Origin of the sequence: Alteromonas sp. Mac1, from assembly GCF_001562125.1 — a bacterium.
Taxonomy (GTDB): Bacteria; Pseudomonadota; Gammaproteobacteria; order Enterobacterales; family Alteromonadaceae; genus Alteromonas; species Alteromonas stellipolaris.
Map to the genome: position 1 here is coordinate 1671826 of NZ_CP013932.1, position 13380 is coordinate 1685205.

The following is a 13380-nucleotide window of genomic DNA, read 5'->3' on the forward strand; positions in this document are numbered from 1 at the left end:
GGGCTATTTGCTCTTTGCTAACGGGTTTAGCTAACTAGTCTACACACTTTATTGTTTCAAAAAATGAAATTATAAATTTCAAAATTGAGTAATTATTTATTTTTATCAAGCAATCATACTAACTGCAACTTAAATCACTAGGATGAGCTTGTGAGACCTCCACTTCCCCCTTTTACAAATGACACCGCTATTGAAAAAATTCGTATGGCAGAAGATGCTTGGAATAGTCGTTCGCCTAAGCGAGTTGCAGCAGCATATACGCCGGATTGTCAGTGGCGAAATCGTGCTGAGTTTATTACCGGAACAGCGCAAATTGAGGCCTTTTTAGCACGAAAATGGGCGCGAGAACTTAATTATAAGTTGGTTAAAGAGCTGTGGGCATACACTGAAAACCGTATTGCGGTGCGTTTTGCCTATGAATATCAAGATGACTCAGGTCAATGGTTTCGGGCTTATGGTAACGAAAATTGGGAGTTCAACCCAGAAGGGTTGATGCAGCGCCGAATTGCCAGCATTAACGACCACACCATAACTGACAACGAACGTAAGCTGACTTGGGAGGGCGATAGCCGCCCACTAGACTTCCCAGGGCTTACGGCACTTGGTTTATAAGGCGAATATCAATGACTTCATTATCTGCAAATGCGCTTAGCAACACACAAAAAAATAACGCGATTATTCACTATAGAAACCCGAAATCTGGCCACTGTCACAAGGTAGAGTTGTTTATGTCTCTGCTCGGTATTAGTTACCATAATCATAATCTTGATATGGTAAACGGCGCGCATAAATCTGCCGAATTTATTACTAAGAACCCTTTTGGACAGGTGCCAGTGATTGTTGATGGTGAACACACCGTTTCAGACTCCAATGCCATTATTGTTTATTTAGCAGATACTTACGGCAGTGATTACCCTTGGATGGGTACGACAGCAATTGAAAAAGCCAATGTTCAACGCTGGCTTTCGGTAGCTGCCGGCGAGCTCGCCAAAGGCCCTGCAGCGCTTCGTCTTGAATATGTATTTGGTGCCAATATCGACGTACCCACCGCACTAGCAACCACTGAAACCTTGCTACACGTGATGGAGGATACCCTATCCGGCCCCACATCACGCATCGAATCAAGCACCAAAGCATACTTGGCTACCGAGAGGCTGACTCTTGCTGATATCGCCATGTACAGCTACATTGCCCACGCGCCTGAAGGTGGGGTTTCATTGCACCCTTACCCCGCCATTCAATCTTGGATAAACCGTATTGAATCGATGGATAATTTTATCCCTATGGCAAATTCCGCTACAGCGGATTACAGACTTTAAGGTTCGTTATGAACAGTATCAATACAAGTGCCTTTCACACTGAGGAATATCGCATTCAGCAAGGTTTAGGCGTTGCTGAGCGTATCGGTGAACAGACGAAAGGCTTTATTCGCCCCTTTATGCCAGAACAGCACCGTGCATTCTTTTGCAGTAGCCCGTTTATGGTGGCTGGTGTAGTAGATAGTCATGGTCATCCTTGGGCGATACCATTTTGGGGCGAACATACTAATGTTGACGATCATCACTATATTGAGTCGCCATCGCCCACTCAGCTTTCTTTGGCCTTAAGTGACAATGTAGATTGGTTAATCAATGATGCCGCACAGTTAGATGTGAATACTGGCAGTAAAATTGCGCTGCTTGGGTTACAGCTAAGTACCCGCCGCCGTAATAGGCTTAACGGACTAATACTTCATAATCGGGGCGGTGTTATACGAGTGCAAGTAGAACAAAGTTATGGAAACTGTCCTCAGTATATACATCCCCGAGATACCTTGCCCCGTGATGTTGCGCCCGCACTGCCTGCCAGCTCAATCACAAATTCAAACGTTAAGGCTCAGTATGCCCAATCTAACGGGTTAACGAAGAAAGATGCTTTGCTAGTAGCTCAGGCTGACACATTTTATATTGCTTCGCGGCATAGTAAATTTACCGCCGATCCCCGCCATGGACTAGATGTATCGCATCGAGGCGGAAAGAATGGGTTTATCAAAGTAGACGGAGATACCTTGCTATTTCCCGACTTTAGCGGAAATAAGTTTTTTAATACCCTCGGCAACATCGAATCAGATGGGCGGGTTGGTTTATGCTTTGTTGATGATAACAATGGAGATATCTTGCTCGTCAATGGCAAAGCATCCATTTTGTGGTCTCACCCTAAACTAGCAGCTTTCACTGGCGCAGAGCGATTTGTACAAGTAGTAATTCAGAACGTTACCCGAGTGTTCGCTATTTACCCTTTCAAGCACCCTATCATTGAGCGGTCAATTCACACAGAGCATACCGGCGCGTGGTGAAACTTTCGTTGTCACGACGTCAAGTCAGGTAGATTAATTTAGGAGGCTGAAACGACCGAATTATGCGCGATTTGGGGAAGGACGATATTTTTCTATTTTGTTTAAATAAGTGGATAACTAAAACATAATCAAGAACCACTTTATGAAAATCAGCGGTATTTTTCGCAAAGCAATATTCACCATCACAACCATTTTGATAGCGTCTTGTTCGTCGAACAATGCATCGCAAATGAAAAATCTTTCATCACTTAGCACAAAAACTCAATTTCAATATGCTAATGAAAAGCTTCCTCATAAAGAGCTGCAGGTTATCTTTCAACTTACGAAGGATAAAATTGACGTCGTCGATATATCAGCTAAGAAAATAAGTCGGCAAGCACTAGTAAAGCTACTAAAGCAAAATGAAGGGAAAAATATAGCGAATGGGGATACGTTTATTGATTGTGTAGTGCTAACACATACCAATCGTTCAAAACCTTGCTTTACCGATGCCAAAAAGAACATACCTGAAAACTCGGTATTTCACGATTCAGAAGTATCTGGCGGCATGGTGCTTATGACGGTACTTGTTCCCTACATTGTTGTAGGGGCAGCTTCTGACGGCGACTTTTATGTGAACAATAAAATTGATAATGAATTATTAAATCGTGTTGGCGCAACAATAAAAAGTGACATATTCACCACAAAAAATGAAATTCATGATGCGTTAACTAATAATGCCATCACCACTTTTACTAAAAATGTAAAGCCATACATGAGTTTGATTGATCATGACTTCTTGATAAAAGCAATTAATAGCGCACAAAGCATAGAAAAGCTTGAAAGTATAAAGCGATTATTAAGTGACGATAATTATTACGGGTTTGTCGTGAAATCACCTGTCGTCAACCAACGAAATCGGCCTTCTACTAAAGGAAAAATAATCAATAAGCACAAGAAAGGTACGCTCATCATATCCGAAAAGATAGAAGATGGCTGGGTTTATAACGGCGAAGGTTGGATTTATAAAAAGATTTTGTTATCACGGCTTGCTGACGCGCAAAAAGCGATTTCATATCGAGAAAATAACTTAAGACTAAATCAACGCTACGCTGGCCTAGTTTCCGGTTCATCCGTGGCCTCAATTAATAAAGTCTTGAATAACAAAGAACACCTTGCTGGTATTCCCCAAGACAAAATAAACAAGCTCAAGGCCAAACGCTACGCACTGCTTGATGAAGCTGACTTCAAAGCGGCTAAACAGAAAAACACTGTAGCAGGATTCGATCGCTACCTCGCACAACATAAAAAGGGGGCGTACCGAAACGAGGCAGTACTCGCCAAAAAAGCAATTTTTGTCAGCCAAGCGTCATTTGATGGATATATGAATGCATTTGCACTAACAAAAAAACGCAGCTTTCTAGCGTTAGCGAAAAACGCAATTGTGAATTCTAATGAAAGTGTGCATGTAAATCGACAACTTCTAGATACGTATTTCGAAGCGCAAATCAAACATAAAAATTCTATATCTGAGTTTGCTGGCCTACTTGATAAAATAAACGATGCAAGCATAAACGACTACTCAAAAAAATTGTTGAAATTATCGGGGATTAACACAAGCTTCAGAACCGATAATTATTTAGAATCAATAGAATATCAATACATTTTGCAATACTTCACACCTCAATTAAACGTTAACTACCATCACAAGTATCTGAACTTGGACTTAACTTATCCTGACATTAATATCAGGATAAAAGAAGATGCTAATTGCGATTTTAAAGAAACCAAAAATGGCGTACGAAATAGAGGTTTCTTGGAATCGTTAGTGACCTTAAATGGTGACGATAAAGTGGCTTACACCTATGACGTTTTCAATTGTAAACTTGGTCGAAATGAACTTACATCGGTCAAAAAGCTATTACATGACCTACCTTACTATGCTGATTTTAGCGCTTCGACTTTATCAAAAAGCTGGGAAGCAACAGAAACAACAAGCAGTTACACTTACTCAACCGAAACCAAAAGCACTTCTTTTTCGTCGCAATTAGCTGATTGGAAGTATACGATTACATGTTCTGGTAGGCCCATATTTGGCCCGCCATCGCGCACGCATAGTGGTCTTATAAAAAATAGCACTCACTCTGATGCTTATCTAATGGCGCAAAAAGCAGCCGATGAACTTTCTTGTGTAGAACTGCACGGCCCAGAGTATTTTAAAACGGGCTATGTTGATATAGAAATACAATAGCGAATTTCACAAGAGAAGGTCTGCTATGCCGCAGGCCTTCTTGCATAATTGCAAATGAAAACCTTGCACTAACTCGATGCACCTGCCACTTATTGTCGCGTGACGCCATTAACGCAAAAACACCGCCTTGCTATTTAAGCACCTTATTTTCTTAACATTTGCCATTAAACACTTACACATAAAGGTAAACTGGAATCATATTTTATCTATTATAATTAATAACTTAAGCTTTTTTTAAAATTACAATGCGTTTGAACTAAGGCGTATTTATTGCATTATTTATTGCATTAGAAGCCAGTGCTTTAGATCTAGCGTTACTCTTAAGCCTGTACTACACAGCGTTTTGCGCCAGCTGTATTGATAACTGAGCACGTTTTCCGTCTGATATCCAATAAAAATAACACGAGGCCACATGCAAGAATTCATACAAAAAATGCCAAAAGCCGAACTCCATGTTCATATTGAAGGCACATTAGAGCCTGAGCTAAGCTTTGCATTAGCACAGAAGAATGGCGTAAGCCTGAGTGCAGAAACCCCAGAGCAAATGATAGCCGCTTATAACTTTCATGATCTCCCCTCTTTTTTAGATATTTATTACGCAGGGATGAGTGTATTAATTGAAGAAGAAGACTTTTACGCGCTTACCATGGCTTATTTTGAAAAAGCGGCGGCGCAGCACATTGTGTATGTGGAACTCTTTTTCGACCCACAAGCTCATACGTCCCGAGGCGTAGCATTCGATACTGTAATTGAAGGTATCTATCGCGCACAACAGGATGCTAATACCAAGCTAGGTGTACAAAGCAATCTTATACTGTGTTTCCTTCGTGATATGTCGGCCGACTCGGCCATGGAGCATCTAATCATGGCTGAGCCACATCTTAATAAACTTATTGGTGTAGGCTTAGATTCAGATGAACATAAGAACCCGCCTTCTAAGTTTGCTGCTGTGTTTGCCAAAGCCCGTGAGTGGGGATTAAAACTTACCATGCATTGCGATGTGAACCAGCAAGATACCCTAGAGCATATTCGCCAGGTGCTAGAAGACATTGATGTAGACAGAATAGATCACGGCGTGAATATTTTAGCCTCAGACGCGTTATGCGAATTAGTGAAGCAAAAAAATATTGGGTTAACGGTTTGCCCTGTGTCGAATCAATTCGTGGTGCAATCACTCACCTCAATTGAAATTAAAGACATGCTTAAACGCGGGTTAATGCCAACGATCAACTCGGACGACCCTTCTTATTTTCGGGCATATTTAAATGAAAACCTCATTGCGCTTCAGCAAGAAGGAGGATTTAGTGAAGATGAGCTAAGTACTTTAGTGGCGAACAGCTTTAAAGCAAGTTGGCTAAGTACGTCTGAAAAAGAGCAATATTTAGTGGGGCTCAATGATTATTTAGCCAAATGTGCTTAGTGGGTACGATTGTGGTAGTTATTTAGCTTTTTGAGTAAGTAAACAGTGCCAACACTGTTTACTTACTCTTTAAGTTATCTAACTACGCTTTTGTTTTCATCACGTAAACCGAACACAGAACAGCAATGGCACCGCATACTGCAAATACGCCACTGTCAGTCACAGGTAAAAACTCGAGTGCCGACGTTAAAAACTGACCCGAGAATACCGCCATAGCAAACCACGCTAAGTTCCTGCCCATGTTCGTATCAGAGCTACGCTCAACGGTGGCATGATTAAGTAGTGGTATAGAGAACCCGAAGCCCGTACCTGCAAATAGCGACGCCACTACAAGTAAACTCGTGGATTCAGCAATAGCGAAGGTTGCGTGGGCTGCTGCAAAGCTTATAAAAGCTAAAAATAACGTTACTTTCTCAGATTTAGCATTAACGACATGTGGCATAACCAACGCGGATAAAACAGCCATTAATGAAATAAAAGACAGTAAATAGCCCGTTTCAGCTTCGTTGTAACCTAAATCGCCAAGATGACTTGGCAGTGTTATAAACATACTAAAAAACAGTGACATGGCTAATACGGCATTAATTAAGACAGACCGTAAGTTTTCATTAATTTGACCACTTTCGCTAAGGGTAACAGGCTGAGTTTCTGGCTCTTTACGCGGGATGCTAATCGCGGTCAGCACCAAACAAACCAATGCCAGCCCGTAGAGCAAGAACGGCGCTCTCCAATCAATTTCACTTAACAGGCCACCTAAGAACAGTATTATTACGCCGCCTAGCTCAATGGCCATACCCTGTTTAGCAATGACAGAAAGTCTAGCTTTGCCGTGATACCACTGTGAAATAATCGCGGTGCCTGACGCCATCACTCCTGCAGCAAATCCACCTAATAGAATTCGGTCAATACTTACCCATAACGGGCCGTATACCCAAATACCCCCAATACCTAACAGTAAGTATCCCCACAAGGCTATGACTAAGGTTTTGCGAGCCCCAATACTATCAATGAGCTTTCCAAAAAATGCTGCAAATAGAATAGCGCCTAATGCTGGCAAGGTGATGAGCAAGGGTGCAAATTTACTCACACCTAAGGCAGGTGCAATAGAGTTTAATCCAGGCGCTAGTACCGCCCCAACCATAATGGTTAACATTGAAATCACTAGTAAAGTGATTTCTCCAAAACGTGATAACTGCATAAAACCCCATTGAAACTAAATTAACTCGGCTTGTATTTTACGCATTGGCAAGCTATCCGTTAAATGATAATTTTACGCACCTTTAATGCATATTCAGCATTAATCTAACAGTGCGAGCCCAGCTTTTATGAATCTAAAGCACATGTACACCTTTGTTGAAGTAGCTCAATGCAAAAGCTTTTCGTTAGCGGCCACGCGTTTACACACTGTTCAAAGTGCGGTTAGCCGCCATATTAATGCACTAGAGTCATCCCTAAACGTTAAGCTTTTTGAACGTACTACTCGTTATGTGGAGTTAACTGCACCTGGAAAAGTATTTCTTCGACATGTTGAAGATATCTTAACCCATTACCAACAAGCACAATATGAAACTCAGCGCGTTGCGAACGGTAAACAAGGGTTACTGCGTATTGGTTACTTAAGCTCAGCCTGTGCGCATTTTATGCCCGATTTATTAAAACGCTTCTCGCTAAGTGAGCCACTCATTGACGTACAAATATTTGAAATGACTGCCGCACAACAGCTAGAAGCCTTTAGTGAAGGGAGAATAGATATAGGCTTTTCACGGCCTATCGATGGCGGCTATAGTGGTTTAATCAATCATCAACATTTAACGGATGATCCTATTGTTCTTGTGGTGTCTGAAGCGCATCCATTGTCAAAGAATAGCAGTGTAAATTTGGCTGATTTAGCGCCTTATTCCCTCACTCTATTTGCCAGAGAACAAGCATCCAGCTTATTTGATGCCATTATTAGTGCTTTCCACCGCGTGAAAGTACAGCCTAAAGTGAGTAGTGAGCCCGGTAGTATGCAAGCGCTGCTAACTCACATAGCCAGTACGCAACATGTTGCGTTAGTACCTAGCTGCATTAAGAATTTACAGACACAAGGCTGTACGTTTATATCGCTTACTATGCCGCTGTCCGTGCCCCTAGAGATGCACTGGCAAGCTAACGGCGTACCGGTGACTGAAACATGGTTAAGTTGGTGTACTAGTCAAACACTGGCATTTTAAGGATGGTGATAAACCATGAAAGCTGGTTAGCGAGAACAATCGAATGAAAATCAAAGAGGGGCAGGAAAAAGGAAAAAGGAAAAAGGAAAAAAAAGATCCCAGAAAGAAAAATGACGTGAAAAAGAATTTCACGCCACTTTATTTCTGTACAAGGTCAGGATTTCGTTACCAAGTCAAATCATCTGGAATGTCGTAGTCGGCATACCAATCATCTTGTGCTTCTTCTTTACCGTCATTGTCGCTGGTGTCTAAGTCGGCACGGTAAATAATAAAGCTATCGTCACGCTGCGCAATTTTATCCGCTACAGGCGTAGGCACTAGCTCATAAGCATCACCTAAAATCACCACGGTTAAGCGGCCTTTAGTCACTTGCTTGTGCATTTCGGCACTAACATACATACGCTTCACGACATTATCGTGAGTGAAATTCAGTACGGTATCGCCTTTTCGCGGCTGTTTATTCACATCGATGAGCTGGCGCACTTGCGCAGCAATAGAGCGCTTTTCACGCTCTTGTTGCTGCAACTGATTCAACTCACGTGAGCGGGCTTTCTTTTCTTCAGCGGCTTTCTGAGCAGCAATAGTCGCTTCATCCACCACGCCTTGGTTGTTCTTTGTTTTTTGTTTATTCTTTTTGCGCTTTTCAGCACGCGCCTGCTTAGCAGAACCTTTGTCTGCTATGCCGGCTTTTAATAACTGTTCTTGTAACGAGGCCATATATTAAATCTCTTTATTTCTTCTTGGCTTTCGCTTTGGTTTTAGCTGCAGGTTTACTGGCGGCTTGTGTTTCCCACTTACCGTCATTATACCATGCTGACCAACCTGTGGCTTTACCCGCTTCATTTTCCGACATGACATATTGCTGCTTGGTCTTACGACTGTAGCGAACAATGGCAAGGTTACCTTCCGGATCTTTTTGCGGTGCATCGGCTAGGTAATAGAATTTTTCAGATATTCTATCTCTAAAGCGCGCCAGTTCTTCCACTTTTGGTGCACGAGTTTCCCGAGATTTAGGGAAGTTATGTGCGGCCATGAAAATACCTGAAGCGCCATCACGTAATACAAAGTGCGCATCCGACTTCTCACAAGGAAGCTCTGGTAAATCTACCGGATCTTCTTTAGGTGGCGCAGCCTCGCCGTTACGTAATAACTTACGCGTGTTTTTACATTCTTCGTTAGTACAGCCGAAGTATTTACCAAAGCGCCCGTTTTTCAGTTCCATGTCACTGCCACACTTATCACATTCGATAATGGGGCCGTCGTAACCTTTAATCTTGAACGTACCGGTCTCAACTAAGGTACCTTCACAGGTGGGTGTATTACCACACACATGCAGCTTACGGGTTTCGTCCACTAAGTAGCTGTCCATGGCAGTACTGCATATTGGACAACGCTTCTTAGCACGCAACGCCTCGGTTTCTAATTCTTCCTCGTCATCTACCTTCACCACTTCATCACCTGGGGTCAGGTTCATGGTGTTAGTGCAACGTTCTTTTGGCGGTAAATTGTAGCCAGAACACCCAAGGAATACGCCGGTAGACGCCGTACGCACGTTCATTTCACGTCCGCACTTGTCACATGTAATACCCGACGGAATAGCTTGATTAAGGCGCATTCCGCCTTCTTCAGGGGCTTTCTCGGCATTCAGCAACTTGCCATAAAAATCGCTGTAGAACAGATTGAGCACGTCTTTCCAATCTTTGTTACCTTCCGCTATATCATCAAGCTGTTGCTCCATGTTGGCGGTAAAGTCAAAACTCATTAGGTCGTCAAAGTTTTCCATCAAACGATCGTTAACGATTTCACCCATTTTTTCAGCATAAAAACGCTTATTTTCAAGGCGAACATAACCGCGATCTTGAATGGTCGAAATAATACTTGCGTAAGTTGAAGGTCGGCCGATGCCTCGTTTTTCCAGCTCTTTTACCAAAGACGCTTCGTTAAAACGCGCCACTGGTTTAGTGAAGTGCTGCTTAGGATCAAGTGCATTTAAGTTTAATACATCGCCTTTTTGAACATCAGGCAGCATCAACTCTTCTTCGCCTTTTTTGCGAAGCTGTGGTTGAACACGTGTCCAGCCATCAAACTTTAACACACGGCCTTTGGCTGTTAACTCGTAATTGTTTGCACCTACTCTAATGGTGGTAGCATCATATTTAGCTGGTGTCATTTGACACGCAACAAACTGGCGCCAAATAAGCTCGTATAAACGCTGAGCATCTCGTTCCATATCACCTAAATGCGCAGCATTTACCTTAACACTTGAAGGACGAATGGCTTCGTGCGCCTCTTGCGCTCCTTCTTTACTGCCATAGCGATTCGGCGATTCTGGTAGGTATTTGCTCCCAAAATTGTCTTCGATATATGCGCGGCAATTATCAAGCGCTTCTTGGCTCAAGTTCGTTGAGTCAGTACGCATATAAGTGATGTAACCCGCTTCATACAAGCGCTGCGCCATCATCATGGTTTTCTTAACACCAAAACCTAAACGAGTACTCGCAGCTTGCTGCAGCGTTGAAGTAATAAACGGTGCTGAAGGTCGGCTAGACGTAGGCTTAGATTCACGGCTTTCAACTAAGTACTTAGCGCCATTTAGATCTTCTAACGCTTTGTCTGCTTGCGCTTTATTAACCGGTTTGAACGCTTTACCTTCGTGCTTGGCTACCAACATACGTAGCGCCGCTTTTTGCTCGCTGGTTAAGTCGGCGTGAATATCCCAAAACTCTTCTGGAACAAACGCTTTAATCTCGCGCTCACGATCTACCACTAGGCGAACAGCAACCGATTGAACACGGCCTGCAGATAAGCCACGTGCTATCTTTTTCCATAGCAATGGCGACACCATAAAGCCAACAACGCGGTCTAGGAAACGTCTAGCTTGCTGTGCATTTACACGAGCAACGTTAACTTCGCCTGGGTCTGAGAAGGCTTCTTGAATGGCGTTTTTAGTAATTTCGTTAAACACCACACGCTGATAGGTTTTGCCTTTACTGCCCAGCAATTCTTGTAAATGCCACGCGATAGCTTCCCCTTCTCTATCCAAATCCGTTGCGAGATAGATAGTGTCAGCGTCTTTGGCCAAGCGTTTAAGCTCGTTAACCACTTTTTCTTTACCCTGTAAAACCTGATAGTGGGCTTTCCAGTTTTGTTCTGGGTCTACACCCATGCGGTCAACAAGTTTTAAATATTCATGTCTGCGAAGATATTCTTGTTTGTCTTCTTCGCTATAAGTTTTGAGTTCTTTCGCTGGCTTTTTGGGCTCAACTTTACCCAATGCCTTCGTAGGCAGATCGCGAACATGGCCGACAGAACTTTTTACGATAAAATCTTTACCAAGATATTTATTTATCGTTTTCGCTTTGGCTGGCGACTCGACTATGACTAGAGATTTTGCCATATAATTGAATTAAACCTATTGATTCTAAAGGACTATTTTAGTCATTCTCAAAGATAAAGGGCCCGTAGACTGTGCCATTGCGGTGCCCGTGCTTTTTTAACATATATCGACAAAGTGAATGGAAAACAAGATCTTCTTAATAGTTATTCTTCCCATTGCTTCAATCGCGTGCAATTCCTGTTCACTTTTCAACCACCTTGATTGGCAAGGCGCATAAAAACCGTATAATGCCAGCCATTATGCCTTTGCGCCTAGTAATTAACAGGCATTTATTATGCTTATTAATCCACGGCTAACAAAAAATGAGGCGTTAGCTTCTCTGTAAATACACCCAAAATCTTGGGTTGTGCATTTATAGGGTAGCGGTCAAACGCTCAAACACCAAATAGAGGGAAAGTATGAAGCAATTTGAAGTTAACTTTGATGGGCTTGTCGGCCCAACCCACAACTACGCCGGACTCTCGTTCGGTAATGTTGCTTCTCTGAACAATGCCAATGCAGTTAGTAGCCCTAAGCAAGCGGCTAAACAAGGTTTACTGAAAATGAAAGCCTTGTCTGACATGGGCATGATGCAAGGTGTACTTGCCCCTCAAGAACGCCCAGATATAGCTGCATTACGTCGACTCGGCTTTTCTGGTTCAGATGCCAGAGTGCTAGAAAGCGCTGCAAAGCAATCTAGAGAGATTTTTCTAGCATGTTGCTCTGCATCAAGCATGTGGACAGCAAACGCCGCCACGGTCTCTCCAAGCGCTGATACAGCTGATGGCCGCGTGCATTTTACACCTGCAAACCTAACAAACAAGTTTCATCGTTCGTTAGAGCCACAAGTGACAGGCAATATTTTAAAAGCGACCTTCGCAAATGAAAAACACTTTGCCCACCACTTACACCTGCCAGATAACGAACATTTTGGAGACGAAGGCGCAGCAAACCACACTCGTTTGTGTTCAGATTACAGCCATGCAGGGGTAGAACTCTTCGTATACGGCCGTCACGCTTTCGACCCAAGTAAACCAGCGCCCACTAAATTTCCTGCCCGCCAAACATTAGAAGCATGCCAGGCTGTGGCGCGCTTGCATGGGTTAAGCGAAGAAAGCGTGGTGTACATGCAACAAAACCCTGATGTTATCGACCAAGGGGTTTTCCATAATGACGTAATCGCCGTGGGCAACCAGAACGTGTTGTTCTACCATGACCAAGCTTTTTATAAAAAAGAAGCGGGGCTAAAAGAATTACAAACTAAGTTTGGTGATTCTCCACTTCATCTTATTGAAGTACCGACTGACGAAGTATCAGTTCAAGATGCTATTAAAACTTATCTTTTCAATACCCAAATCATCACTTTACCTAATGGTGACATGACGATTATTGCGCCTACCGACTGTGAAGAAAACGATGCGGTTAAGCGTTATTTAGACAAGCTAGTTACTCTGGGCACGCCGATAAAATCGGTAAACTATTTTGATGTTAAGCAAAGTATGCGTAATGGTGGCGGCCCCGCGTGCTTGCGTTTACGTGTAGCTATGAACGACCAAGAGCTTGATGCAGTAAATCCCGCGACCTTAATTAACGACCTTCAGTTTGCACGTCTTAATAAATGGGTAGATAAACACTACCGTGATGTACTCGTTGAAGACGATTTACGCGATCCTCAATTGCTTATTGAATCGCGTACAGCGCTAGATGAACTTACCCAGCTATTAAAGCTTGGCTCTGTATATCCATTCCAACAAGATTAGTTATTGTTTTAACAATAAAAAAGCCGGCTTACGCCGGCTTTTTTAT

At 42.8% G+C, this 13380-nt stretch carries 10 protein-coding genes; 7 read left to right on the plus strand and 3 right to left on the minus strand.

The window, feature by feature from the left end:
* Window positions 1-150: 150 nt before the first annotated feature.
* From AV939_RS07090 to add, 5 genes are all read left to right on the plus strand, one after another.
* Entirely contained in the window at window positions 151-612 is a 462-nt protein-coding gene (locus AV939_RS07090) for a nuclear transport factor 2 family protein (RefSeq protein ID WP_082604933.1), read from the plus strand.
* An 11-nt stretch (window positions 613-623) separates the two neighbouring features.
* A complete protein-coding gene (locus AV939_RS07095; protein WP_061997411.1) occupies window positions 624-1319 on the plus strand; it encodes a glutathione S-transferase family protein in 696 nt (231 codons plus the stop codon).
* 8 nt (window positions 1320-1327) lie between these two features.
* Window positions 1328-2335: a pyridoxamine 5'-phosphate oxidase family protein gene (locus AV939_RS07100; protein WP_061997412.1), complete on the plus strand. Its 1008-nt coding sequence runs from the start codon at window positions 1328-1330 to the stop codon at window positions 2333-2335.
* 613 nt (window positions 2336-2948) lie between these two features.
* Window positions 2949-4565: a hypothetical protein gene (locus AV939_RS07105; RefSeq protein ID WP_156454630.1), complete on the plus strand. Its 1617-nt coding sequence runs from the start codon at window positions 2949-2951 to the stop codon at window positions 4563-4565.
* Window positions 4566-4977: 412 nt separating this feature from the next.
* Window positions 4978-5985, plus strand: a complete 1008-nt coding sequence (add, locus tag AV939_RS07110) for an adenosine deaminase (RefSeq protein WP_061997414.1) — start codon at window positions 4978-4980, stop codon at window positions 5983-5985.
* An 82-nt stretch (window positions 5986-6067) separates the two neighbouring features.
* Here the strand turns inward: add and AV939_RS07115 are convergent, their stop codons facing one another.
* Window positions 6068-7183 (minus strand): MFS transporter, encoded by a 1116-nt coding sequence (locus AV939_RS07115; RefSeq protein ID WP_061997415.1) that lies wholly within the window; start codon window positions 7181-7183, stop codon window positions 6068-6070.
* A 127-nt stretch (window positions 7184-7310) separates the two neighbouring features.
* Between AV939_RS07115 and AV939_RS07120 the strand changes: the two genes are divergently transcribed.
* A complete protein-coding gene (locus tag AV939_RS07120) occupies window positions 7311-8198 on the plus strand; it encodes a LysR family transcriptional regulator (protein ID WP_061997416.1) in 888 nt (295 codons plus the stop codon).
* A gap of 165 nt (window positions 8199-8363) precedes the next feature.
* Here AV939_RS07120 and AV939_RS07125 read toward each other — a convergent pair whose 3' ends face one another.
* Window positions 8364-8915 carry a DUF2058 domain-containing protein gene (locus AV939_RS07125; protein ID WP_057792409.1) on the minus strand — a complete coding sequence of 184 codons (552 nt, stop codon included), beginning with the start codon at window positions 8913-8915 and terminating at the stop codon, window positions 8364-8366.
* A 13-nt stretch (window positions 8916-8928) separates the two neighbouring features.
* The gene (topA, locus tag AV939_RS07130; protein ID WP_057792411.1) at window positions 8929-11595 is read right to left on the minus strand and encodes a type I DNA topoisomerase; all 2667 of its coding nucleotides are present in this window, start codon (window positions 11593-11595) and stop codon (window positions 8929-8931) included.
* A 398-nt stretch (window positions 11596-11993) separates the two neighbouring features.
* Here topA and astB point away from each other — a divergent pair, with 398 nt between their 5' ends.
* Window positions 11994-13334 carry an N-succinylarginine dihydrolase gene (astB, locus tag AV939_RS07135; protein ID WP_061997417.1) on the plus strand — a complete coding sequence of 447 codons (1341 nt, stop codon included), beginning with the start codon at window positions 11994-11996 and terminating at the stop codon, window positions 13332-13334.
* The last annotated feature ends 46 nt before the right edge of the window (window positions 13335-13380 follow it).

Bases quoted from the DNA above. Each gene is read 5' to 3' on its own strand.
- AV939_RS07120 (WP_061997416.1), top strand. From the start codon at position 7,311: ATGAATCTAAAGCACATGTACACCTTTGTTGAAGTAGCTCAATGCAAA.
- AV939_RS07095 (WP_061997411.1), top strand. From the start codon at position 624: ATGACTTCATTATCTGCAAATGCGCTTAGCAACACACAAAAAAATAAC.
- AV939_RS07125 (WP_057792409.1), bottom strand. From the start codon at position 8,915: ATGGCCTCGTTACAAGAACAGTTATTAAAAGCCGGCATAGCAGACAAA.
- topA (WP_057792411.1), bottom strand. From the start codon at position 11,595: ATGGCAAAATCTCTAGTCATAGTCGAGTCGCCAGCCAAAGCGAAAACG.
- AV939_RS07100 (WP_061997412.1), top strand. From the start codon at position 1,328: ATGAACAGTATCAATACAAGTGCCTTTCACACTGAGGAATATCGCATT.
- add (WP_061997414.1), top strand. From the start codon at position 4,978: ATGCAAGAATTCATACAAAAAATGCCAAAAGCCGAACTCCATGTTCAT.
- astB (WP_061997417.1), top strand. From the start codon at position 11,994: ATGAAGCAATTTGAAGTTAACTTTGATGGGCTTGTCGGCCCAACCCAC.
- AV939_RS07115 (WP_061997415.1), bottom strand. From the start codon at position 7,183: ATGCAGTTATCACGTTTTGGAGAAATCACTTTACTAGTGATTTCAATG.